Origin of the sequence: Comamonas aquatilis, assembly GCF_965139575.1 — a bacterium.
Taxonomy (GTDB): domain Bacteria; phylum Pseudomonadota; class Gammaproteobacteria; order Burkholderiales; family Burkholderiaceae_C; genus Comamonas; species Comamonas aquatilis.
This window is the reverse complement of sequence record NZ_CBCSIW010000001.1, coordinates 409,414-431,895: the sequence shown is the minus strand read 5'-3', so window position 1 is coordinate 431,895 and position 22,482 is coordinate 409,414. Positions and strand designations below refer to the sequence as shown.

At 61.8% G+C, this 22,482-nt stretch carries 19 protein-coding genes; 10 read left to right on the top strand and 9 right to left on the bottom strand.

The features are described 5' to 3' along the window. Nucleotides 1–86 precede the first annotated feature (86 nt). Complete coding sequence (locus ACNAZA_RS01940; protein WP_415794704.1) at nucleotides 87–1,202, top strand: acyl-CoA dehydrogenase family protein; 1,116 nt, start codon at nucleotides 87–89, stop codon at nucleotides 1,200–1,202. A 100-nt stretch (nucleotides 1,203–1,302) separates the two neighbouring features. On the opposite strand, the gene uraD is transcribed toward ACNAZA_RS01940, so the two are convergent. Continuing rightward, nucleotides 1,303–1,854, bottom strand: coding sequence for a 2-oxo-4-hydroxy-4-carboxy-5-ureidoimidazoline decarboxylase (gene uraD / locus ACNAZA_RS01935; RefSeq protein ID WP_415794703.1), 552 nt, complete (start codon nucleotides 1,852–1,854; stop codon nucleotides 1,303–1,305). A 68-nt stretch (nucleotides 1,855–1,922) separates the two neighbouring features. Beyond that, nucleotides 1,923–2,855 carry a LysR family transcriptional regulator gene (locus tag ACNAZA_RS01930; RefSeq protein WP_415794702.1) on the bottom strand — a complete coding sequence of 311 codons (933 nt, stop codon included), beginning with the start codon at nucleotides 2,853–2,855 and terminating at the stop codon, nucleotides 1,923–1,925. 131 nt (nucleotides 2,856–2,986) lie between these two features. Between ACNAZA_RS01930 and ACNAZA_RS01925 the strand changes: the two genes are divergently transcribed. The 4 genes from ACNAZA_RS01925 to ACNAZA_RS01910 are packed head-to-tail and all read left to right on the top strand — an operon-like array spanning nucleotide 2,987 to nucleotide 5,794. Next, nucleotides 2,987–4,324, top strand: a complete 1,338-nt coding sequence (locus ACNAZA_RS01925; protein WP_415794701.1) for an MFS transporter — start codon at nucleotides 2,987–2,989, stop codon at nucleotides 4,322–4,324. A gap of 30 nt (nucleotides 4,325–4,354) precedes the next feature. After that, complete coding sequence (locus ACNAZA_RS01920) at nucleotides 4,355–4,885, top strand: hydroxyisourate hydrolase (protein WP_415794700.1); 531 nt, start codon at nucleotides 4,355–4,357, stop codon at nucleotides 4,883–4,885. 52 nt (nucleotides 4,886–4,937) lie between these two features. Further along, nucleotides 4,938–5,273, top strand: a complete 336-nt coding sequence (gene uraH, locus ACNAZA_RS01915) for a hydroxyisourate hydrolase (protein WP_120966487.1) — start codon at nucleotides 4,938–4,940, stop codon at nucleotides 5,271–5,273. Nucleotides 5,274–5,299: 26 nt separating this feature from the next. After that, nucleotides 5,300–5,794, top strand: coding sequence for a nucleoside deaminase (locus ACNAZA_RS01910; RefSeq protein WP_415794699.1), 495 nt, complete (start codon nucleotides 5,300–5,302; stop codon nucleotides 5,792–5,794). Between the two features lie 84 nt (nucleotides 5,795–5,878). Here the strand turns inward: ACNAZA_RS01910 and ACNAZA_RS01905 are convergent, their stop codons facing one another. Next, a complete protein-coding gene (locus ACNAZA_RS01905; RefSeq protein WP_415794698.1) occupies nucleotides 5,879–6,826 on the bottom strand; it encodes a bestrophin family protein in 948 nt (315 codons plus the stop codon). A 95-nt stretch (nucleotides 6,827–6,921) separates the two neighbouring features. Continuing rightward, nucleotides 6,922–7,479 (bottom strand): HNH endonuclease, encoded by a 558-nt coding sequence (locus ACNAZA_RS01900; RefSeq protein WP_120966484.1) that lies wholly within the window; start codon nucleotides 7,477–7,479, stop codon nucleotides 6,922–6,924. A gap of 172 nt (nucleotides 7,480–7,651) precedes the next feature. On the opposite strand from ACNAZA_RS01900, the gene ACNAZA_RS01895 reads away from it, so the two are divergent. From ACNAZA_RS01895 to ACNAZA_RS01880, 4 genes are all read left to right on the top strand, one after another. Further along, nucleotides 7,652–8,713, top strand: a complete 1,062-nt coding sequence (locus ACNAZA_RS01895; RefSeq protein WP_415794696.1) for a bifunctional riboflavin kinase/FAD synthetase — start codon at nucleotides 7,652–7,654, stop codon at nucleotides 8,711–8,713. A 129-nt stretch (nucleotides 8,714–8,842) separates the two neighbouring features. After that, complete coding sequence (ileS, locus tag ACNAZA_RS01890; protein WP_415794695.1) at nucleotides 8,843–11,698, top strand: isoleucine--tRNA ligase; 2,856 nt, start codon at nucleotides 8,843–8,845, stop codon at nucleotides 11,696–11,698. A 116-nt stretch (nucleotides 11,699–11,814) separates the two neighbouring features. Continuing rightward, nucleotides 11,815–12,342: a signal peptidase II gene (gene lspA / locus ACNAZA_RS01885; RefSeq protein WP_415794694.1), complete on the top strand. Its 528-nt coding sequence runs from the start codon at nucleotides 11,815–11,817 to the stop codon at nucleotides 12,340–12,342. A gap of 360 nt (nucleotides 12,343–12,702) precedes the next feature. Then, nucleotides 12,703–14,367, top strand: coding sequence for a Na/Pi cotransporter family protein (locus tag ACNAZA_RS01880; RefSeq protein ID WP_415794693.1), 1,665 nt, complete (start codon nucleotides 12,703–12,705; stop codon nucleotides 14,365–14,367). A gap of 64 nt (nucleotides 14,368–14,431) precedes the next feature. Here the strand turns inward: ACNAZA_RS01880 and ACNAZA_RS01875 are convergent, their stop codons facing one another. Next, nucleotides 14,432–15,238 carry an NUDIX hydrolase gene (locus ACNAZA_RS01875; RefSeq protein WP_415794692.1) on the bottom strand — a complete coding sequence of 269 codons (807 nt, stop codon included), beginning with the start codon at nucleotides 15,236–15,238 and terminating at the stop codon, nucleotides 14,432–14,434. A 146-nt stretch (nucleotides 15,239–15,384) separates the two neighbouring features. Between ACNAZA_RS01875 and ACNAZA_RS01870 the strand changes: the two genes are divergently transcribed. Then, nucleotides 15,385–16,287, top strand: a complete 903-nt coding sequence (locus tag ACNAZA_RS01870; protein WP_415794691.1) for a DMT family transporter — start codon at nucleotides 15,385–15,387, stop codon at nucleotides 16,285–16,287. Here ACNAZA_RS01870 and ACNAZA_RS01865 read toward each other — a convergent pair. The 4 genes from ACNAZA_RS01865 to ACNAZA_RS01850 all read right to left on the bottom strand — a co-directional run bounded on the left by ACNAZA_RS01865 (nucleotide 16,284) and on the right by ACNAZA_RS01850 (nucleotide 22,466). Further along, entirely contained in the window at nucleotides 16,284–18,173 is a 1,890-nt protein-coding gene (locus ACNAZA_RS01865; protein WP_415794690.1) for a putative bifunctional diguanylate cyclase/phosphodiesterase, read from the bottom strand. The two genes, ACNAZA_RS01870 and ACNAZA_RS01865, sit on opposite strands and share 4 nt — an antisense overlap. Before the next feature lie 227 nt (nucleotides 18,174–18,400). Continuing rightward, nucleotides 18,401–19,198, bottom strand: coding sequence for an SDR family oxidoreductase (locus ACNAZA_RS01860; RefSeq protein ID WP_415794689.1), 798 nt, complete (start codon nucleotides 19,196–19,198; stop codon nucleotides 18,401–18,403). Nucleotides 19,199–19,521: 323 nt separating this feature from the next. Next, a complete protein-coding gene (locus ACNAZA_RS01855; RefSeq protein ID WP_415794688.1) occupies nucleotides 19,522–20,826 on the bottom strand; it encodes a DUF3422 family protein in 1,305 nt (434 codons plus the stop codon). 128 nt (nucleotides 20,827–20,954) lie between these two features. Next, nucleotides 20,955–22,466, bottom strand: a complete 1,512-nt coding sequence (locus tag ACNAZA_RS01850) for a tripartite tricarboxylate transporter permease (RefSeq protein ID WP_415794687.1) — start codon at nucleotides 22,464–22,466, stop codon at nucleotides 20,955–20,957. Nucleotides 22,467–22,482 lie beyond the last annotated feature (16 nt).

The following is a 22,482-nucleotide window of genomic DNA, read 5'->3' as shown; positions in this document are numbered from 1 at the left end:
GCCCCCTCCAGGAGGGGGCTCTTGCAAGAGCTTCGCTGAAGGTGATGGTGCGCAAAGCGCACTCGCTTTGGCGGCAGGAGACAAATATGGATTTCGATTTTTCCGACGATCAACAACAACTGCGCGATGCCGTGGCCCGCTGGGTCGAGAAGGGCTATAGCTTCGAACGCCGCCAGTCCATTGCCAGCCAGGGCGGCTTTTCGCGCGAGGTCTGGAACGAACTGGCCGAGCTGGGCCTGACCGCCCTGACCGTGCCCGAGGCCTATGACGGCCTGGGCCAGGGTGCGGTGGATGTCATGGTGGTGATGGAAGAGCTGGGCCGCGGCCTGGTAATGGAGCCGCTGGCCCAGGCGTTTGCCGCCTCTGCCGTGCTGACCCAATTTGGCAGCGATGCCGTCAAGCAAGCCTGGTTGCCCCAGATCGCCAGCGGAGAAAAGCTGGTGGTGCTCGCATCGCAGGAGCGCAAAGCACGCTACCGCCTTGATGTTTGTGATGCAAAAGCGAGCAAGTCCGGCGATGAGTATTCGCTAAGCGCTACCAAAAACATTGTTCCTGCTGGCGATCAGGCCGATTCCTTCATCGTGCCCGCGCAGCTGGACGGCAAGCTGGCCCTGTTCCTGGTGGAGAAAAGCGCCCCCGGCGTCAGCACACGCGGCTATGCCACCCAGGATGAAGGCCGCGCTGCCGATCTGATCTGCCATGCCGTGCCTGCCACGCTGATCACCAGCAACGGCCTGCCCGCCCTCACGCTGGCCCAGGACATAGTCAATGCCGCCCTGTGCGCCGAAGGCGTAGGCGTGATGGAGCAAACCCTCAAGCTGACCACGGAATACATGAACCAGCGCAAGCAGTTCGGCGTGGCCATTGCCAGCTTCCAGGCGCTGCGCCACCGCGTGGCCGATATGAAGATGCAGCTGGAGCTGGCCCGCTCCATGAGCTATTACGCCAGCCTGAAGCTGGGCGCCCCAGCCGAGGAGCGCCACACGGCCGTGGCCCGCGCCAAGGTGCAGCTGGGCCAGTCCATGCGCTTTGTGGGCCAGCAGTCCGTGCAGCTGCACGGCGGCATCGGCGTGACGGACGAATATGTGGGCAGCCACTACTTCAAGCGCCTGACGCAAATGGAGATGACGGGTGGCGACACCTTGCACCATCTGGGCACGGTGTCCGCCCATATGCAGGACAGCGCCGGCGTGTTTGCATAACTCGCTGGCAAATCGCAGCCGCGGCATTCAAGCCCACTTCAAAAACCAACAGCACGCCACGGCGTGCTGTTTTGTTTCAGGGCTATGCCCCTGGGCCGACTCAAGCGGCTTGCAAGCAGGCTTCACTCACGCGCTGCGCCAAGCGCAGGCGGCTGATAAAGCCGATCTGGCGCAGCGCTTCGGCAAACTCCGCCTCGGTAGCGCGATCGGTGCGCGAAGCCAGCTCGGCAAACAAGCCGGCGCGCGTGTAGTGACGCACGCAGGCGATGAAGGGAAAGCCATGGCGCGTGCGATAGCTCTGATTCAGCACCGCCAGGCGCTCGCCCTGAGCCTGCTCCAGCTCGCCCAGACCGGCGCTTTGCTGCTCCTGCTGCGAATCGCTGGTCAGCGTGCCCGAACGTACGGCACTGGCCGACAGCTCGGGGTGACCGCAAAGAAAGCGCACGGTCTGCTCGCGGGGGCTGGCATGCACGGCGGCCAGCATGGCGGCATGCAGTGCATCGATGCTGTGGAACGGGCGCTGTAGCGCGGCGGCTTGGGCCACCCAGGGAGCGTATTCGAAGACCTCACCTAGCGCGGCCACAAAAGCGTCCGGCGTCATGGTGTTGAGTTCGTCTAGCGTGGGGATGGAGGAGTGAGTTTCGGTAGTCATGAAGCCAGTGTAGAAAGCCGGTTTGCTGCCTCACAGTCCTGGCTTGTTATAGCCCGTATAGCAGCCGGCTACGCCAGCTGCGTCAGCACCTGCGCGGCCTGGCTCAGCAATCCGCGCATCCAGATATGAGAAGCGTCCCGATGGCGGGACGAATGCCATAGCTGATAAAAGCGCATGCTGCGGTTGCCCATGGGCAAGGGCACCATGGCCAGCGGCAGACGTCTGCAGTGGTAGAGCGCGAAATGGCGGCTGGTGGTCAGCAGCAAATCCGTGCCTACCAGCAGCTCGGGGGCCAGCGAGAAATGGGAGCACTGCACGCGGCCGTCACGGCTGACCCGCATGGTGCCCAGGCTAGTCTCCACCACGCCGCGCTGGTCCGGCGAGTACGGGGTGAACACCACATGGGCGGACTGCAGATATTGCTCTGAGGTGAGCTGGCCCGGCACAGCCAGCGGATGCTTTTCATCCAGCAGGCAGACCACCTCATCCTCGATCAACGTGGACATATGCAGATGCTCGGGCGGACTCGGCCAGTTGCCTATGACGATGTCCACATCGCCGTTTTGCAAGGCCTGCTCGTAGTCGAAGCTCTGGCCCAGCGGCAGCATCACCAGCCGGGCACCCGGCGCCTGCGCCCGCATGAGCTGCACCACGCGCGTCATGAAGGGCGGCGCCAGATAGTCGGGCGTGGCAATGGTGAAGCGCTGTTGCGTGGTCTCGGCAGCAAATTCCTTGCCCGTAGTCAGCAGCCCGTCGATAAGACCCAGTGCCGCACGCGCCTGCTCCACAGCCTGCAGCGCGCGCGCCGTGGGCACCATGCGGTTCTTGTCCCGCACCAACAGCGGGTCACTGAAGATGGCCCGCAAGCGCCTCAATGCCGCACTGATGGCCGGTTGTGACTGATTGAGGCGTATTGCCGCGCGCGACACGCTTTTTTCGCTGATCAAGGTGCACAGCACGCGCAGCAAGTAGGTGTCGAACGGATCTTCGCTGCGAGACACGTGTTTTCCCTATGAATATGCAATTTGCTATGCGGCTCATAGCAGCAGCCTAGTTTCGCATATCGCGGCAACCCGCGACCATGCAGGCGTCCACATACCCAAATAACAGACTTCTGAGACAAGGACTTGCTATGAGTGCTCAACATATGCCGATCAGCGGCACGGCCCCCTCGGTCGATCAGATCGACGCCACCTATTCCAAGATCTCCTGGCGGCTGCTGCCCTTTCTGGGCGTGCTGTGGGTGCTGGCCTGGCTGGACCGCGTCAACATCGGTTTTGCCAAGCTGCAGATGCTTGATGACCTGAAATTCAGCGAGGCGGTCTACGGCCTGGGCGCGGGCATCTTCTTCATAGGCTACTTTCTGTTCGAAGTGCCATCCAATATGCTGCTGCAGAAGATTGGCGCCAAGAAGACGGTGATGCGCATCACCATCGGTTGGGGCCTGATCTGCATCTTGCAGGCCTGGGTGACGACGCCGACCCAGTTCTACATCCTGCGCTTTCTGATGGGCGTGTTCGAAGCCGGCTTCTACCCCGGCATCATCCTGTACCTGACCTACTGGTACCCATCCAAGCGCCGCGCCAAGGCCTTCGGTACCTTTATGTCGGCCTCTGCCATTGCCGGCGTGATCGGCGGCCCCCTGGCCGGCGGCATCATGACCTGGGCTGCAGGTGCGCATGGCATGCACGGCTGGCAGTGGCTGTTCATCATCGAAGGCATTCCTTCGGTGCTGGCCGGCGTCTTCGCCTATTTCTACATGACGGACCGCCCCGAGCAGGCCAAGTGGCTCACCGATGCGGACCGCGCCGTCGTGCGCCAACAGCTGGAACTGGACCAAAAGGCCCAGGGCGAGCGCCACAGCGACTGGCGCACCCTGTTCAGCAATCCCATGGTGTGGCTGCTGATCGCCGTATTCTTCTGCCTGCTGTGCGCCAACTCCACACTGACTTTCTGGATCCCTACCGTCATCCGTGAAGCAGGCTTCACCTCGCCCATGCAAGTGGGCTGGATTGCCGGCGGCGCCTATCTGCTGGGTGCTGCAGGCATGGTGCTCAACGGTCGCCATTCCGACCATCACGGTGAAGTGCGCTGGCACTTTGCAGGCTCGGTCCTGCTGGGTGCCGCGGGCATGTTGGCCCTGGCCATCACCATGGGCATGAACAGCATTCCCGTGATCGTTGCACTGACGGCCATGGTCCTGGCCCTGGTAGGCACCATGAGCGCTATCCCGGTGTTCTGGCAGATGCCCAATATGTTGCTCAGCGGCGGTGCCGCCGCTGTGGGCGTGGCCCTGATCAACTCTGTCGCCAATCTGGCCGGTTTCGGCGCCCCCTATCTGATGGGCTTGATCAAGGCTTCCAGCGGCAAGGTCGCTCCCGGCCTGTACCTGGTCGCCATTGTGGAAGCGCTGTCCGCCATCCTGGCCATTGCCTTCATCACCCGCCTCCAACGCCGCAAAAACGGCTGAAACTGCATCTGATCTGAAGGAAACAGGTTTATGTCCAAGACTTCTTTTTCCAGCACACAAGCTCTGCTCCCGGCGCGCCGTCAGTTCGCCCTCTCCGGTCTGGCACTCGGCGCCTCAGCCCTGGTCGCGGCACGTGGTGCCCTGGCTGCCGAAACGCCCCAGCCGGCACCGGCACAGTCCTCCGGACCCATCGTGCTGCATGGCGTCAGCCCGCGCCTGACCATGCACGCCGTCGACACTTTCCACGGCTCGGCAGCCACGGGCCTGCGCATCGACTTCTCACGCTGGGACGGCCAGAACTATGTGCTGGTGCGCAGCTTCATCGTGAACGCCAACGGCCGAGCCGACGATCCTCTGCTGATCGACGATAGCTACCGCGCCGGCCGCTACGAGATGCTGCTGCATGTGGATGAATACTTTGCCGCCAAGGGCTCCAAGCTGCCCCGCCCCGCCTTTCTGTCCAAGGTGCCGGTGCGCTTTCAGATCGCGAACACGGCCGAGCGCATCCACCTGCCTATCCAGTTCGGCCCCTGGAACTACACCTACTCGCGCGGCAGCTGAGCCGCAGCCCTTTTCCCCAGCTCGAATATTCCAATCTCGTGAAAGGCAAATCATGGCAGGCATCAGCACCCACGCACTCAATGTCACCACCGGCCGCCCCATCGCGGGCCTGCGGGTAGAGCTCTACGACGTCGCGCAATCCCCGCCGCAGCGCCTGAACAGCACCCGCACCAATGCCGACGGCCGCACCGACAGCCCCATGCTGGCGGCCCAGTCCGCTCGCACCGGAGACTTCGAACTGCGTTTTTACGTAGGCGAGCACTTCAAGGAACCCACGGCATTATCGGAAGAAGTGCTGGTGCGTTTTTCCATCTTCGACGCAGCCCAGCACTATCACGTGCCCATGCTGTGCTCGCCCTGGTTTTTCACCACCTACCGTGGCAGCTGATTTTTTCAACAAGGAGAACGATTCCCATGCATAACGAAGACAAGTACCTGCTCGATTCCATCCGCCTGGCCATGGGCAATGTCAAGGACAGACAGCAGCCTACCTGGCCGTTCGGCGCCGTGCTGGTCAGGGACGGCAAGGTGCTGGCTCAGGCGGTCAATCAGGTGGACGAGCTCTGCGACCCCTCGGCCCATGCCGAGATGCAGGCCTTGCGCATAGGCGCCAAGGCCCAGGGCAGCACGGATCTGAGCGGCGCCGTCATGTATGCCAGCGGCTACCCCTGCAGCATGTGCTACACGGCCATGCTGCTGGCCGGTGTCAAAAAAGTGTATTTCGCCTATTCCAACGAAGACGGTGAACCCTATGACCTGTCCGCCGCGCGCGGCTATGTGGAACTGGCCAAGCCCGAGGAACAGCGCGAGCTGACCCTGATCAGCCACCGCGTGCGCGATGAAGGCCAGGATCTGTACGAGGCCTGGCAGCAGGCCGTGGATAAAACCCAAACCGAAACAAGCCTCTAAGCCATACAATAAAAGCGCTAGTCGCTATCAAAAACAAAGCCCCAACAGCAAGTCTGTATGGGGCTTTGTTTTGGACGGAAGGCTTCAGGTCAGCTGGTAGTCCACCGGTTGGAGCGGTGCCGGCACCTTGGGATCGCCAAGAGACTGGCACATGGCAATCTCGATGCCGCGGCAAATGCTGTCCAGCGCCAGATCATTGCTTTCCATGCCAAACGGCTCTTCCAACTCGTCGCCCAACGCATCCAGCCCGTAAAACGTGTAGGCCACGATGGCCACCACAAACGGCGTCATGAAGCCCGTGACATCGACCAGTCCGAACGGCAGCAGAAAGCAATACATATGCGCCGTGCGGTGCAGCAGCAGCGAATAGGAAAACGGGATGGGCGTGTTGCGTATGCGCTCGCAAGAGGCGGCGGCAGCCGTCAAGCCATTGAAGGTCTTGTCCACCGCCACGGCCAGGCAGGGATCGATGCGATGCTGCTGCACGCATTGGTTCAAGTCATGGCCCATGGCCAGCATCAGTGCATCCGTGCGCTGGGACAGCGGCAGTTGCTGCAGGCGCTGCCACTCTTCGGCGGCCAGCCAGTGCTGTGCCGCCGCGTCCTCGTTGAGACCGCGCAGCTGCGCCCGCAGCGCATGGGCAAAAGCCACAACGCGGTGCACCATGCGCACCCGGGCATCGTCGGCCCGCTGACGAGGATCTGGCGGATGGTCAAAAACGATGAGCGTCTGGCATTGGCGCGACAGCGTGCGCGCGTAGATCAGGATTTCGCCCCAAAGCTTGCGCCCCTCCGAATACCGGGCATAGGCCGTGTTGTTGCGAAAGCCCAAGAAAATGGCCAGCGGCAGGCCAATCAGGGTGAAGGGGATGGTGGTGACGGGAATCTTGACATCAAACAACATGCCATGCGCCACGGTAATCAGCATGGCAAACACGATGTTGACAGCCAGCACGGCCATGATGCGTTGTAGCACCGAGCCCCGCACTATCCAGAAAAGCTTGAAGCCAGAGGGTCGATCGCGAACGATCATGATGGATGATCCAAGGGTAAACCCGATATTCGAACACAAACCCGCGTGCCTGTCAGGCAAGACGCAAGCGCAAACGGCCCGGATCGCAAAAAAAATCAGCTGCGCCAGCGCGAATAACGCGGCACATGGGCCACGAGAAACTCCATCTGATCGGCCAGAATGCGGCGGTTTCGCAAGATGAAGTCTTCCCACAGCGTGGGCGTGTACGGGGTGTAGAGCAAGGGCATATGCGCCTGCTCGGGCGTGCGCGGGCCTTTGCGGTGGTTGCATGCGCGGCAGGCCGTGACCAGATTCATCCAGGTGTGCTGGCCGCCCACGCAGACGGGCACGATGTGCTCGCGCGTCAGATCGCCTTCATGGAACTGCCGGCCGCAATAGGCGCACAGGCAGCGGTCGCGGGCAAACAGCTTGCCATTGGTCAGCCCCGGCAGCAGCTCGTGCGGGTTGATGGCAGACACGCCCTTGGTGCCGATGATGGAGTTGATGTGAATGACTGACTGCCGACCCGTCACCGCGTTATGGCCACCGCGAAAGCAGGCAATCTCGGCGCCGGCTTCCCAGCGCACCTCATCCGCCGCATAGTGCAGCGCCGCTTGCTCCAGCGTCACCCAGGACTGCGGCAGCCCCTGGGCTGTCAGCTTCAAGACTTTCACAACACGCCTCCTGTCAGTCAGATCTGAACCGTGAGAACGAGAGAGCGTCTTGGCGCTCTTTTGGCAGCCGGTTTGGCTGCAGGGATGGAAGCAATATACTCTGAAACTATGTCAAATTGACGGCTTGTGCCGCTCGCATCGGCGCCAGCTGCTACCAAAAACAAAGCAGCCCATGAAGATTTTCCGTGGATTCAAGCACCCCGGCCTGGCCCCAGCCTGCGCTGTGACCATTGGCAATTTCGATGGGGTGCACCGAGGCCACCAGGCCATGTTGGGACTGTTGCGCGCCGAAGCGGCACAGCGCGGCATACCCACCTGCGCCATGACCTTCGAGCCCCACCCGCGCGACTATTTCGCGCAAAAGCTGGGCAAGCCCGAGCTGGCGCCGGCCCGCGTGGGCACGCTGCGCGACAAGCTCAGCCAGCTGGAAATCTGCGGCGTGGACCAGGTCGTCATCCTGCCCTTCAACGCCTCGCTGGCCAGCCAGCGTCCCGAAGACTTCATTCAGGATGTGCTGATCTCCGGTCTGGGCGCCAAATACGTGCTGGTGGGCGATGACTTCCGCTTTGGCAACAAACGCGCCGGCGACTACGCCATGCTCGACTCCGCCGGTCAGGCCCTGGGTTTCGATGTGGCACGCATGAATAGCTACGAGGTGCATGGTCTGCGCGTCTCCAGCACGGCCGTGCGCGAATCCCTGGCCGCTGGCGATATGCAGCAGGCGGCCAAGCTGCTGGGCCACCCCTACCGCATCTCCGGCCATGTGGTCCACGGGCGCAAGCTGGGACGCAAGCTGGCCGAGAGCGCCGCCGGCGCAGACGACGGTTTTCGCACCCTGAACCTGCGCTTTGACCACTGGAAGCCCGCCGCCAGCGGCATTTTTGCGGTGCTGGTGCATGGACTGACGGATGCCCCCCTGCAAGGCGTGGCCAACCTGGGCGTACGCCCTTCGCTGGACCCCAACGACATCAACGGCGGCCGCGTGCTGCTGGAGACCCACTGCTTTGATTGGCCCGCCCAACTGGGTGGGGAAGGGGCCTACGGTAAAATCATCCGCGTGGAACTTCTGCACAAACTGCACGACGAGCTGAAGTACGACAGTCTCGATGCCCTGACGGCAGGCATCGCCAAGGACTGCGATGACGCACGTGCGTTCTTCGCTGGCAACCACGCGCCGTCCCATACGTCCAGCCATACCGAGACCCGTCGCCAAACCACGCGCGACCGAATTTGACGCTCTCGCTGTCCGCCTGCCCGATCCGCCGTATCTGCCAGAGCCCTGGCAGCGGCGCACCGGGCACCAAACTCCCCATTCATGCCCTGGCACCGCTGCCCGGGCCTTGTATTGCTCTCAAGGTTTTCCATGTCTGAATCGAAGTCCAACAAGCCCGAAGCGTCCGTTTACCGTGCGACGCTGAACATGCCCGACACCCCCTTCCCCATGCGCGGCGATCTGCCCAAGCGCGAGCCGGGCTGGACCAAGGAATGGGAAGAGCAAGGCATTTACAAGAAGCTGCGCGACGCCCGTGCCGGCGCCCCCATGTTCATCCTGCACGACGGCCCGCCCTACGCCAACGGCAAGATCCACATCGGCCACGCCGTCAACAAGATCTTGAAGGACATGATCGTCAAGAGCCGCCAATTGGAAGGCTTTGACGCGCGCTATGTGCCGGGCTGGGACTGCCACGGTCTGCCCATCGAGAACGCCATCGAAAAGCTGCACGGCCGCAATCTGCCCCGTGACGAGATGCAGGCCAAGAGCCGCGCCTTTGCCACCGAGCAAATCGCCCAGCAGATGGTGGACTTCAAGCGCCTGGGCGTGCTGGCCGACTGGGACCACCCCTACAAGACCATGAACTACGCCAACGAGGCGCTGGAGCTGCGTGCCTTGAAGCAGGTGATGGAGCGCGGCTTCGTCTACCGCGGCCTCAAGCCCGTGTACTGGTGTTTCGACTGCGCCTCCTCGCTGGCCGAGTTCGAGATCGAATACCAGGACAAGCAGAGCCAGACCCTGGACGTGATGTTCCCCGCCGCCGAACCCTCCAAGCTGGCTGCGGCCTTTGGCCTGGAAAAGCTGGACAAAGAGGCCTTCATCGTCATCTGGACCACCACGGCCTGGACCATCCCCGCCAACCAGGCGCTCAACGTCAACCCCGATCTGGAATACAGCCTGGTCGATACCGAGCGCGGCCTGGTGATCGTGGCCTCGGCCCTGGTCGAAAAATGCCTGGCACGCTGGAAGCTGGAAGGCACTGTTGTTGCCACGGCCCAGGGCAAGGCGCTGGACCACATGCCCTTCAAGCACCCACTGGCCCATGTGGACAAGGGTTTTGACCGCATCTCGCCCGTGTACCTGGCCGAATACGCCACGGCCGACGACGGCACGGGTATCGTGCACTCGGCTCCTGCCTATGGTCTGGACGACTTCAACTCCTGCGTCGCCAACGGCATGGAGTACAAGGACATCCTCAACCCTGTGCAAGGCAACGGCGTATATGCGCCCGACATGCCTTTGTTCGGCGGCCAGCATATCTGGAAGGCCGTGCCCGTCATTCTGGACGCACTGAAGCTGGCCAATCGCCTGATGGACACCACCACCATCAGCCACAGCTACCCGCACTGCTGGCGCCACAAGACGCCGGTAATCTACCGCGCTGCGGCCCAGTGGTTCATCCGCATGGACGAAGGCGAAGGCGTGTTCACCGACCCGGCCCAAAAGCCCGAGAAGACGCTGCGCCAGATCGCTCTGGACGCCATCGAGCAGACCAACTTCTACCCCGAAAACGGGCAAGAGCGCCTGCGCGCCATGATCGCCGGCCGTCCGGACTGGTGCATCTCGCGCCAGCGCAGCTGGGGCGTGCCCATCCCCTTCTTCCTGCATGTGGACACGGGCGCACTGCACCCGCGCACCATGGAGATCATCGACCAGGCGGCCGACATGATCGAGCAAGGCGGCATCGAGGCCTGGAGCCGCGTGAGCACCGAAGAAATCCTGGGTGCCGAGGAAGCTTCGCTCTACACCAAGAGCACCGACATTCTGGAAGTCTGGTTCGACTCGGGTTCCACCTTCTGGCACGTGATGCGCGGCACCCATGCCGATATGCACCACGACCAGGGCCCCGAAGCCGACCTGTACCTGGAAGGCCATGACCAGCACCGCGGCTGGTTCCACTCTTCGCTGCTGCTGGCCTCGGCCATCTTCGGCCGCGCGCCTTACAAGGGCCTGCTGACCCACGGTTTCACCGTGGACGGACAGGGCAAGAAGATGTCCAAGTCCGTGGGCAACACCGTGGCGCCGCAAGACGTGAGCGGCAAGATGGGTGCCGAAATCATCCGCCTGTGGGTGGCATCTACCGATTACTCTGGCGACCTGGGTATCGACGACAAGATCCTCGCCCGCGTGGTGGATGCCTATCGCCGTATCCGCAACACCCTGCGCTTCCTGCTGGCCAACACCAGCGACTTTGACGCCACCACCGACAGCGTGGCCTACAAGGACATGCTGGAAATCGACCAGTACGCCCTGGCGCGTGCGGCCCAGCTGCAAAAGGAAATCATCGGCCACTATCAGGTCTATGAATTCCACCCCGTGGTGGCCAAGCTGCAGCTGTTCTGCTCGGAAGACCTGGGCGGCTTCTACCTGGACGTCTTGAAGGATCGCCTCTACACCACGGCGCCCAAGAGCCTGGCGCGCCGCTCGGCCCAGACCGCGCTGCACCAGATCACCCAGGCGCTGCTGCGCTGGATGGCACCGTTCCTCTCGTTCACGGCCGAAGAAGCCTGGAAGATCGTGGGCAACAGCGAAACCATTTATCTGGAACAGTTCACCGATCTGCCCGAAGGCAGCGAAGCCCTGCTGGCCAAGTGGAGCCGCCTGCGCGAGATCCGCGACGTGGTCAACAAGGACATCGAAGCCGTGCGCGTGACCGGCCTGGTCGGCGCCTCGCTGCAGGCCGAGGTGACCATCTCCGCCCAGCACGAAGACCTGGCCCTGCTGCAATCGCTGGCCGACGATCTGAAGTTCGTCTTCATCACCTCCGCAGCCCAGGCTGTGGCGGGCGAGGCCCTGGCCGTAGCGGTCAAGCCCTCGGAGGCGGCCAAGTGCGAGCGCTGCTGGCACTACCGCGACGACGTGGGCGTGAACCCCGAGCACCCCAGCCTGTGCGGCCGTTGCGACAGCAATCTGCACGGCACGGGCGAGGTACGCAAAGCTGCGTAAAAAGTGAGCTGCATGCGCTGATCAAAAGCCACTTTCAGATGAAATTCATGCTGAAAGTGGCTGAGATCCAGCGCTGACAGCTATCGATTGAAGACTCCTGTTTACTAAGAGCCGTCATGAGCAACACCTTGACATCCTCCGCAGGCTTTGGCCGCATCTGGCCCTGGCTGCTGTGGGCGCTTGTCATCATCGGCGTGGACCAGATCACCAAGCAATGGATTCTGGCCCATTACCAGTACGGAGACTGGACGCCGCTGACCAGCTTCTTCAACATCGTGCGGGCACACAATACCGGTGCAGCCTTCTCCTTTCTGGCCGATGGCGGCGGCTGGCAGCGCTGGTTGTTTGTGCTGATCGGTGCAGTAGCCACCGTGCTCATCGTCTGGCAGCTGAAAAAGCATCCGGAGCAGAAGCTGTTTTGCCTGTCCCTGTCCAGCATTCTGGGCGGTGCCATCGGCAATGTGGTCGACCGTCTGCAGCACGGCTATGTGGTGGATTTCCTGGATTTCTACTGGGGTCGCAGCCATTTCCCGGCGTTTAACGTGGCCGATATGGCTATCACCCTGGGCGCCGTGCTGCTGATTCTCGATGAGATCCTGAGAGCCCGACGCGCCAAGCAAGAAAGTGCCAAAGCCCAGGGCTGACAAGCGCCACGCGCTATGTGTTCGAGAGAACCCGCTGCTCGCAAGACAGCGGGTTTTGTTTTTCAGAACGCAGTTCAACGGACTGCTCCGTCTCTGCCCTGTCCAAGCTTTGCCTAGACCAGGCGGGGCTGAACGCGGCAGCAAACATGCTGCCCGCCTTTTTTCGCTGCCCATGCCTAAGGCACCAACAGGTCATGCAAAATGCGCAAGTGCGGTTCTTGGTAGAAACGATGTTTGAAAACTTTCGTTTTCGTTCTATTGTGTTCTTTATTTCGCACCTATTTGTGCGTCATGGAAGTGCTCCCACAGCGGACACCCCTGAGTCGGGGGTATATTAGTTCGCTTCTTCGCTCGCAGCACATGAAGCATTTACTGAATCTTTTAGCAGCCATTGCCCTCCTCGTCTGGGGCTCTCATATGGTTCGCACCGGCGTTTTGCGCGTCTTCGGTGCCAACTTGCGCAACATCCTCGCCCGCAGCATGAGCAACCGCTTTTCTGCGGCGCTTTCCGGCCTGGGCGTGACGGCGCTGGTGCAGTCGAGTACGGCCACCTCGCTGATGACTTCGTCCTTTGTGGGTCAGGGCCTGATCACCCTGCCCTCGGCCCTGGCTGTCATGCGCGGCGCCGATGTGGGCACGGCGCTGATGGCGGTGCTGTTTTCCACGGATCTTTCCTGGCTCTCGCCGCTGTTCATTTTTGTGGGCGTGGTGCTGTTCATCACCCGCCAGGACTCCACTCCCGGACGCATAGGCCGCGTGCTGATCGGTCTGGGCGTGATGCTGCTGGCCCTGCGCCTGGTGGTCGAAGCCACCGAGCCCCTGCTGCAAGCGCCTGCCGTGCGCACCCTGCTGACCTCGGTCAGCAGCGATATGTTCATGGAGTTGCTGCTGGGCGCCGTGCTGGCCGTGGTGGCCTACTCCAGCCTGGCCGTGGTGCTGCTGATTGCAGCCATGGCCAGCTCCGGTGCCATTCCGATTGAAGTCGCCCTGGGACTGGCCCTGGGTGCCAACCTGGGCAGCGGCCTGGTTGCGGCGTTGACCACGGCAAAGGCTGCGGTCGAAGAACGCCAGGTCACCATCGGCAATCTGCTGTTCAAGATCATGGGCGTGGCCATTGTTGCGCCCTTCCTGGGGCTGTGGGTGCAATACGTGCAGCCCTATATCCCCAACGCCGGCCAGAACGTGGTGCTGTTCCACCTGGCCTTCAACATCTTCAACAGCGTGTGCTTCATCGGCCTGACCCAGACCGTGGCGCGCTGGGTCTCAGCCCTGCTGCCCAAGCCCGAGGACAACAGCACCGGCCAGTTGCTACGCCCCCGCCACCTCGATCCCTCGGCCCTGTCCACCCCCTCGCTGGCCATCTCCTGCGCAGCGCGCGAAGCCCTGCATCAGGCCGATGTGGTCGAGTCCATGATGATCGGCCTGCAGAAAGTGGTGGAATCCGACGATGTCAAGCTGTCCGAGGAAGTGCGGCACCTGGAGGCCACGGTGGACGACTTGTACTCGGCCATCAAGTACTACATGACCAAGATTTCGCGCGCCGAACTGGACGAACGCGAAGGTCAGCGCTGGACGGAAATCATCAGCTTCACCATCAATATGGAGCAGATAGGCGACATCATCGAACGCGTGCTGCTGGATCTGGAAGACAAGAAGATCAAGAAGGGGCGCCACTTCTCGGACGCCGGCATGCAGGAGATTCACGAGCTGAGCCAGCACCTGCTGGACAATCTGCGCCTGGCCATGAGCGTGTTTCTCAACGGAAATGTGCGCGAGGCCCAGAAGCTGCTGGAAGAAAAAGCCCGTTTTCGCGATCTGGAACTGGCTTATTCCGCCACCCACCTGGCCCGCCTGTCGCACAACACGGTCTCCAGTATCGAGACCAGCTCGCTGCACATCGATCTGATCAGCGATTTGAAGCGCATCAACTCCCTGCTGTGCTCGGTGGCCTATCCCATTCTGGAGCAGGCCGGCGCGCTGGCCCCCAATCGCTTGAGATCTTCCGCGCTGGAAGGCAAGCGCTAGTCGCTGAAGCCGCCTCAAAAGCAAGCCCCGCAGCAGCGGGGCTTTTTCATGCCTTCCTCGCGGTTCAGCGCCAGCCGAAATATGCGGCCAGAATCAGGGATGCCTCTGGCGTGAACCGGTCTTGCACCAGCCAGTCCTCGACGCTCTCTCGCTCCAGCAGCTCAAAGCGCTGCACCTCGCCATCCTGGTTGTCGGGGCTGAGCGATTCGGGCACGGTGGCCTCAAACCAGTCAATGCGTTCGCTCACATAGCCATGGCCCTCGGCCTCATCGCTGGGGCGGCAAAAGCTGACAAAACCGCCATGGCGCAGATCCGTCAGATCGGCAACCCTGAGGCCCGCCTCCTCCCAGGTTTCGCGCTCCAGCGCCTGCGGCAAGCTGTCTGCGGCGGACACCATGCCCCCCATCAAGGTGTCCCACATGCCGGGGTTGGTAGCCTTGTTATCCGCCCTCTGCTGCACCCAGATGCGGCCGTCGGGCGCGGCCCCCACCAGGTGCACCGCCTGCGTGGCAATGCCCAGCGGGCGTACCGCTCCACGCTCCACCGTGCCCACCTGCAGGCCTTGGGCGTTATGCACCGCCAGCTGCTCGTTGCGCCATGCACCGCACAGGCCGGCCTCCCGCAAGGCCTGTGCCATACGGTTGAGCACGGCCGTGACATCGCCCTCGCCCTGCAGCGCCCACAAGCTTTTGCTCCAGACCAGCTCCAGCCCATGTTGTCGCAGCTGCTCAGAACTGAGCCTGCGCACCAGATCGCCATCCATCGTGCCCACCACCTGGCCGGCCACGGCCAGACTTTGACGAGTTTGCAGCGGCGGCTGCTGCGCGGCTTGGCGGGTCTGCTCCAGCCACAGTTTGCTTGCTTGATTCATTGATTCACTCTCGGTTGTGCTGCTGTCATTGTGGCGTCGCGACCAAACACCTGGGGGCCGTGCCTACGCTCCAGGCATTCGCGTATGGCGAAGGCCTGGCTGCACAGATAGGTAGTGGTGCCGGATCGCAGTAAAGTGTCGGCCCTATGACCACCTCTTTAAAGCCCTCTACCGTCGCCATGCTCACGCTGGCTCCGCTGCTGTGGGCTGGCAATGCCATCGTGGGCCGGCTGGCGCACGATCTGATTTCCCCGTTTGCCCTCAATTTTCTGCGCTGGTGCATTGCCTTTGTCCTGCTGCTGCCGCTGGCCTGGCGGGTGCTGCGCAAGAACAGCCCCATCTGGCCGCTGTGGCGCCAGTATCTGCTGCTGGGCCTGCTGGGCATTGGTTGCTATAACGCGCTGCTGTATCTGGCGCTCAAGACCTCTACGCCGCTGAATGTCACCCTGGTGAGCTCCAGCATGCCGGTATGGATGCTGGTCATAGGCCGCATCTGCTGGGGCACGCCGGTCAGCGGCCGCCAGTTCGCAGGCGCGCTGCTGTCCGTGCTGGGGGTGGCCGTGGTGCTCTCGCGCGGCGATCTGCCAACGCTGATGCAGCTGCATTTCGTGGCCGGAGATCTATTCATGGTGCTGGCCACGATTGCTTGGGCCTTCTACACCTGGTTGATTGCCAAGACACCCGGCCCGGCCGAAGTGAAAGCGCACTGGGCCAGCTTTCTGGTGGCGCAGCTGGCCTTTGGCCTGCTGTGGTCGGGCTTGTTTACCGGCGGTGAAGCCCTATGGGGCGATTTTCGTCTGGTACCAGGCTGGCCTCTGCTGGCCACCCTGCTCTTCATCGCCATAGGGCCGGCGATTTTGGCCTATCGCTTCTGGGGCATGGGCGTGCAGCGTTCCACCCCGGCCATTGCCGGCTTTTTTGGCAATCTGATTCCGCTGTTCACGGCCTTGCTTTCCATTCCCGTGCTGGGAGAGATGCCGCGCGCCTACCATGCACTGGCGTTTGCGCTCATCGTGGCAGGCATTGTGGTGTCTTCGCGCAAAGCCTAGGCGCGCATGCCGGCGCGATCGCAGCCCGGCGTGCAGCTCAGCAACTGCTCGAACTTCTGCACCGGCACCGGCGGGCTGAAAAAATAGCCCTGGAACAGCTCGCAGCCATAGCGTGCCAGCATGGTGCGCTGCTCCAACGTCTCAACGCCTTCGGCTATCACTTCCAGATTCAGGTTGCGGGCCATGCCGATGATGGTCTGCACGATCACATCGTCGCTGTGCCGTTGGCCCATATGGCGCACAAAGGACTGGTCGATCTTGAGCTGATGCAGCGGCAACTGGGTCAGATAGGTCAGCGAGGACTGGCCGGTACCAAAGTCATCCATGGAAAAACACAGGCCGTGATTGCGCAGCTGTTTCATGGTCGCAATGGTTTGCTGCACGTTCTCTATCACCAAAGACTCGGTCAGCTCCAGCTTCAGCAGCTGCGGCGCAATGCCGGCACGCTCCACGACGTCAATCACGCGATCGGCAAAGTCTGCATGGCGAAACTGCTTAGCGCTCACGTTCACCGCTACCTGCAGATGGCTCAGGCGCGAATCTTTTTGCCAGGCAGCCAGCTGATCGCAAGCCTGCTCTATCACCCACATGCCCAAGGGAATGATGATCTCGCTTTCCTCGGCCACCGCAATGAACATGCCCGGCGGCACCAGACCGCGCTCCGGGTGACGCCAGCGCAGCAAGGCTTCTGCGCCAATGACCTGACCCGACAGCGTGAACTGCGGCTGGTAGTGCAGTTCGAACTGCGATTTCTCCAGCGCCAGACGCAAATCCCCTTCCATGCGCGCGCGCTGATGGATTTCGACCTGCATTTGCGGATCGAAAAAACACAGACCGCTGCCGCTTCTGACCTTGATCTGGTGCATGGCAATATCCGCCTGCTTGATCAGCTCGCCCGCCGATGAAAGCTGAAGCTGACCAAACAGCGTCACCCCCATGCTGCAGGCGCTGCGATGCTCATGCTCGCCCAAAGTGAAGCTCTGATTCAGGTGCGCCAGAATCTTCTCGCCCACGCGCTGAGCCAAGGTGGCGGCTTCAGCCTCGGTGCGTGCCAGCTCGCACAGCATGATCACAAACTCGTCGCCACCCAGGCGCGCGACCGTATCGGAGGCGCGCACCGCAGAGCGCAAGCGCTTGGCCACCTGCTGCAGCAACTGGTCTCCCGTTGCATGGCCCAGGGTGTCGTTGAGCAACTTGAAGTGGTCCAGATCCAGAAACAGCAAGGCACCATACCAGCCATCACGCTGGGCCTGCACCGTGGCCTGTGTCAGCCTGTCTAGCAGCAAGCGGCGATTGGGCAAATGGGTCAGCGAGTCATAGAAAGCCAGGCTTTCAATCTCGGCGGCCGCCATGCGGATGTCGCTCACATCCTGGTAGGTGATGGCCAGGCCGCCCTGTGCGACCGCGCGAGCCGTCAGCTGCACAAAGTGGCCGGCAGGCAATTGCTGCTCCAAAGGCTTGCCGGGTTGCGCCAGCAACTGCTCATGCAGGGCTTTGATCTTGCCCAGCTGCATCGGGCTCAGGCCCTGCTCTGCCGCATCGAACAGCTGCAACAAGGGCAGACCTGGCACCAGCTGCGCTTTTTGCCAGGGAAAAAATGCTTCGTAACAGGGGTTCCAGACCTGAATCCGCCGCTGCGCGTCCAGCAGCAAAAAGCCGCTGTGCATGCTGCTCAGCGCCTGCTCCAGCCGCTGCTCGGACTGCGCAGCCATTTGCTGCATGGAGTGCAGCTTGAGCTTATAAGCACGCAAGCCAATCCATGCAACAAGCATAAGCGCGGTAAACACCAGCAGCGCCAGGCCCCATCCCCAGGTCGCCAAGCGCCAGTCGGCATGGACCAGTTCCTCGGCCGAGCGGATCTGCAGATTCCAGCCGACAACAGCCATAGCCGCAGCCCATGCCAGCAAAAGCAGAATCAGCAGCCCCCACACCCTGCGGCCCGGACCGGGAGGATGAACAGCAGATTGCGCAAGCTTGGTCAGTGGCATGGCTCAGATTTCAGGCAACAGGCTGCGCACCTGGACCCGCGCAGACTGCGCGACAAGAGCTGGCACCGCTTTCGCGGCGCCGCCGGATCCAAGCTGGGCGGAGATCATCAGCGGCTGGCCGTTGATCAATAGGTTCCGGGGTACAGACCACCGTCAGGCAAGATGTTCTGTCCTGTCAGATAGCCTGCATGCCGGCTGCACAGAAAAGCGCAGATGGCGCCAAATTCCTCTGGCGTACCAAAGCGCTTAGCCGGCACCTGGGCCTGCTGCAAGGCGCGCACTTCATCGGAACTCTTGCCACTTTTGCCAGCCGCAGCGGCAAAGGTGGCGCCCAGACGGTCGGTATCGAACTTGCCGGGCAGCAGATTGTTGATGGTTACGCCCTTGGCGGCCAACGGGCTGCGTGCCAGACCCGCGACAAAGCCGGTCAGGCCGCTGCGAGCACCGTTGGACAGGCCCAGAATATCGATAGGCGCTTTGACGGCACTGGAGGTGATGTTGATGATGCGGCCAAAACCGCGCGCGGCCATGCCATCCACAGTGGCCTTGATCAGATCGATGGGAGTCAGCATATTGCCATCCACCGCCTTCAGCCAGGCCTGACGATCCCAGTCGCGGAAGTCGCCTGGAGGCGGGCCGCCGGCATTGGTCACCACGATGTCGAAGTCCACTCCCGGGCCTTGAGGCACGGAAAACACTGCGGCGCGGCCTTGCTCGGTGGTGATGTCTGCAGCAACACCGAGCACGGTGACGCTGGGAGCCAGCGTCTGGAGTTCGGCGACGGCGTCCTGCAAGGCTTCGGCATTGCGCGCATTGATGACGACGTTCACGCCCTCCTGCACCAGCGCCTTGGCACAACCAAAGCCCAGACCTTTGCTGGCGCCACAAACCAGGGCCCACTTGCCCGCAATACCCAAATCCATTGTTACTCCTTTGACAAAAGCAGCCTGCCCAGGAAGGGGCTACATGACTTTTGCATCTTGTCTATCTTGTTGCCGCCCGCCGCGATGACCATTGGGCGTGCTCATGCTGGCCTCAGTATGAAGCCTGCTATTGAAACTATTATTTCAATAGCGAAATACGCTTACCACCGCTTGGTTACCGCGCTATTCAATTACTGGTTTTAACATAGGAAACCCGCCTGATGAAAGCCGCTGCGGTTTTGCGTGCAAGCTATGCGTCAGCCCATACCTCTGCACCGGCGAGGCAAGATCTTCTCAGGGCGAAACAGTTGCCATTGCCTGCACTAGTGCTGCTTGCCAAACAGCTTGTGATGCAAGCGCCGCAACGACCACCAGACACTGAAGGCCACCACGGGAATGGCCACGGCGGCCGTGGACTCCGGCGACCAGGGCCAGCCCAGCTTGGAGCCGCCCTTGGCCAGATAGCTGATCAAGCCGGTGATGTAGTAGGTGATGGCCGCCACCGACAAGCCCTCCACCGTGGACTGCAGCTTGAGCTGCATGCCCTGGCGCTGATTCATGGTGCCCAGCAGTTGCTGGCTGCTTTGCTGCTGTTCGATCTCCACCCGTGTGCGCAGCAGGCTGCTGACACGCGATACCCGCTCGGACAGCGCATCCTGGCGTCGTGTCGCCCATTCGCAGGTGCTGCGGGCCGGCGTCAGGCGTCGGTCCATGAACTCCCGGATGGTCTGTATGCCGTCCAGACGCGACTCCTGAAGCTCTTGAATGCGCTTGTCCACCAGCTCGAAATACGCCGAACTGGCCGAGAACCGCGAATGCGTGGCGGCATACTCGCTCTCGACCTGACCGGCCAGACGCGTCAGACGATCCAGCAAGGCGGGTTCGTTGTCGCTGTCTGCACAGCGGATGGAATGGGCCAGCTCGGCCAGTTCCCGCTCGGCCGTGGCCAGCACGCTGGCGGCCTTTCGCGCGGCGGGCAAGCCCAGCAAGGCAGCCATGCGATAAGTCTCAATTTCCAGCAGACGCTGCACCAGGCGGCCCAGGCGCCTGGGCGATAACTCGTCACCCGCCAGCAGCAGCATGCGCGAGAAGCCATCGGCATGAATGGCAAAGTCGGTATAGATCTTGCCGGCATCTGTCGCCACCCGCGAACCCACCACGGTGTCGGCCTGCAACATATGGCGCACCAGGTAGGCGCCATCGACCGCGTTTTCCTTGCAGACCCAGAGGTGCAGGCTGCTCAGGCACTGGCCGGGCAAAGCCGCCAGCCAGCCATGCGGCACGGTATCAATGGCGGTTTCGGGTTCGCGCACATCGGCCACCGAGGCCTGAGCCATGGGCCTGGAAAAAGTCCAGGCCACAAATTCGGTGTGCTGCTCCCAGCGCAGGCGAAATGCACCCAGGTCGATCAACACATGGGTGGTGGTCGCATCGGGCAAAGGCCGATGATGGTTGCGCAGCAGTGCCGCCACATGTTCGCGGCTGGCTTCGCGCTGCGCGGCATCGGTGAGCATCACCATATGCGTGATGGCCAGCGGCGCCTGCATGATCTCGGCGGGCCGCGCATGAATTTCGTTGTGCAGCAGCACCCGCTGCGGGTGCTGGGCCGGTAATAAAGACAAAGCCATGAAATCCTCAACAAATTGCACTTATTGTGCCGTTTGTCCGCAGGGCTTCCGAGCAAAAGTCCCGGCATAAAAAAAGCGACCCTCACGGGTCGCTTTCATGCTTTTCAGCGGTCTGCTCTTGGGGAAGATCAGTCTTCCACAAAAGCCTCTTCGCGCTTGTTCTTCACCGCGGGCATCAGCACCACGACCAGCAGGATCACCGCAGCAATCAGCAGGCCGGCAGAGATGGGACGCGTCACAAACACGCTCCAGTCACCACGCGACAGCAGCAGTGCACGGCGCAGGTTTTCTTCCATCATCGGGCCCAGAATGAAGCCCAGCAGCAAGGGAGCAGGTTCGGTACCCAGCTTGTGGAACACATAGCCGATGAAACCGAAGATACCGACCATCCACACGTCCCAGGTGTTGTTGTTGGTACCGTACACGCCGATAGCACAGAACAACACGATGGAGGGGAACAACCAGCGGTAAGGCACGGTCAGCAGCTTGATCCAGACGCCGATCAGCGGCAGGTTCAAGATGATCAGCATCAGGTTACCAATCCACATGGAGGCGATCAGACCCCAGAACAGTTCTGGGTTGCTGGTCATCACCTGAGGGCCGGGCTGAATGTTGTGAATCGTCATGGCACCCACCATCAGCGCCATCACGGCGTTGGGAGGAATACCCAGAGTCAGCAGAGGAATGAAGGACGTTTGCGAACCAGCGTTGTTGGCCGACTCGGGAGCGCACACACCACGGATGTTGCCTTGACCGAAAGGAACTTCACCGGGCTTGAGCTTGGTCTTCTTTTCAATCGTGTAGGCAGCAAAGGCCGACAGCATGGCACCGCCACCGGGCAAGATACCCAGAGCCGAACCCAGAGCCGTACCGCGCAGCATGGCTGGCAGCATGCGCTTGAAGTCTTCCTTGGTGGGCATCAGGCCGGTCACCTTGGCAGCGAACACTTCACGCTCGTCATCGGGCTTGGACAGGTTGGCAATGATTTCGCCGTAACCGAACACACCCATGGCGATCACCACGAAGTCGATACCGTCGGTCAGTTCGGGAATGTCAAAGCTGTAGCGGGCCACACCGGAGTTCACGTCAGTACCGACCATACCCAGCAGCAGACCCAGCACGATCATGGCAATGGCCTTGAGCAGCGAACCGGAAGCCAGCACCACGGCACCAATCAGACCCAGAGTCATCAGCGAGAAGTACTCGGCAGGGCCGAACTTGAAAGCCACTTCAGTCAGCGGAGGAGCGAAGGCAGCCAAGATGATGGTGCCCACGCAACCTGCGAAGAAGGAGCCGATACCGGCAGCTGCAAGCGCTGGACCCGCCCGGCCTTTTCGGGCCATCTGGTAGCCGTCGATCACGGTCACCACAGACGAGGACTCACCTGGCAGATTCACCAAAATGGCGGTGGTGGAGCCACCGTACTGAGCACCGTAGTAAATACCGGCCAGCATGATCAACGCCGCCACAGGGGGCAGTGCGTAAGTCGCGGGCAGCAGCATGGCGATGGTCGCCACTGGGCCGATGCCTGGCAACACGCCAATCAGCGTACCGAGCAAACAACCCACAAAGCAGTAGATCAGGTTCTGGAACGTGAAAGCCACGCCAAAACCCGTCGACAAGTTCTGAATAAGATCCATGGACGAAGTGCTCCTA

What these genes read in the sequence shown, in the direction of transcription:
- ACNAZA_RS01940 (WP_415794704.1), top strand. Translation starts at nt 87, where the DNA reads ATGGATTTCGATTTTTCCGACGATCAACAACAACTGCGCGATGCCGTG.
- uraD (WP_415794703.1), bottom strand. Translation starts at nt 1,854, where the DNA reads ATGACTACCGAAACTCACTCCTCCATCCCCACGCTAGACGAACTCAAC.
- ACNAZA_RS01925 (WP_415794701.1), top strand. Translation starts at nt 2,987, where the DNA reads ATGAGTGCTCAACATATGCCGATCAGCGGCACGGCCCCCTCGGTCGAT.
- ACNAZA_RS01920 (WP_415794700.1), top strand. Translation starts at nt 4,355, where the DNA reads ATGTCCAAGACTTCTTTTTCCAGCACACAAGCTCTGCTCCCGGCGCGC.
- uraH (WP_120966487.1), top strand. Translation starts at nt 4,938, where the DNA reads ATGGCAGGCATCAGCACCCACGCACTCAATGTCACCACCGGCCGCCCC.
- ACNAZA_RS01910 (WP_415794699.1), top strand. Translation starts at nt 5,300, where the DNA reads ATGCATAACGAAGACAAGTACCTGCTCGATTCCATCCGCCTGGCCATG.
- ACNAZA_RS01905 (WP_415794698.1), bottom strand. Translation starts at nt 6,826, where the DNA reads ATGATCGTTCGCGATCGACCCTCTGGCTTCAAGCTTTTCTGGATAGTG.
- ACNAZA_RS01895 (WP_415794696.1), top strand. Translation starts at nt 7,652, where the DNA reads ATGAAGATTTTCCGTGGATTCAAGCACCCCGGCCTGGCCCCAGCCTGC.
- ileS (WP_415794695.1), top strand. Translation starts at nt 8,843, where the DNA reads ATGTCTGAATCGAAGTCCAACAAGCCCGAAGCGTCCGTTTACCGTGCG.
- lspA (WP_415794694.1), top strand. Translation starts at nt 11,815, where the DNA reads ATGAGCAACACCTTGACATCCTCCGCAGGCTTTGGCCGCATCTGGCCC.
- ACNAZA_RS01880 (WP_415794693.1), top strand. Translation starts at nt 12,703, where the DNA reads ATGAAGCATTTACTGAATCTTTTAGCAGCCATTGCCCTCCTCGTCTGG.
- ACNAZA_RS01875 (WP_415794692.1), bottom strand. Translation starts at nt 15,238, where the DNA reads ATGAATCAAGCAAGCAAACTGTGGCTGGAGCAGACCCGCCAAGCCGCG.
- ACNAZA_RS01870 (WP_415794691.1), top strand. Translation starts at nt 15,385, where the DNA reads ATGACCACCTCTTTAAAGCCCTCTACCGTCGCCATGCTCACGCTGGCT.
- ACNAZA_RS01865 (WP_415794690.1), bottom strand. Translation starts at nt 18,173, where the DNA reads ATGGCTGTTGTCGGCTGGAATCTGCAGATCCGCTCGGCCGAGGAACTG.
- ACNAZA_RS01860 (WP_415794689.1), bottom strand. Translation starts at nt 19,198, where the DNA reads ATGGATTTGGGTATTGCGGGCAAGTGGGCCCTGGTTTGTGGCGCCAGC.
- ACNAZA_RS01855 (WP_415794688.1), bottom strand. Translation starts at nt 20,826, where the DNA reads ATGGCTTTGTCTTTATTACCGGCCCAGCACCCGCAGCGGGTGCTGCTG.
- ACNAZA_RS01850 (WP_415794687.1), bottom strand. Translation starts at nt 22,466, where the DNA reads ATGGATCTTATTCAGAACTTGTCGACGGGTTTTGGCGTGGCTTTCACG.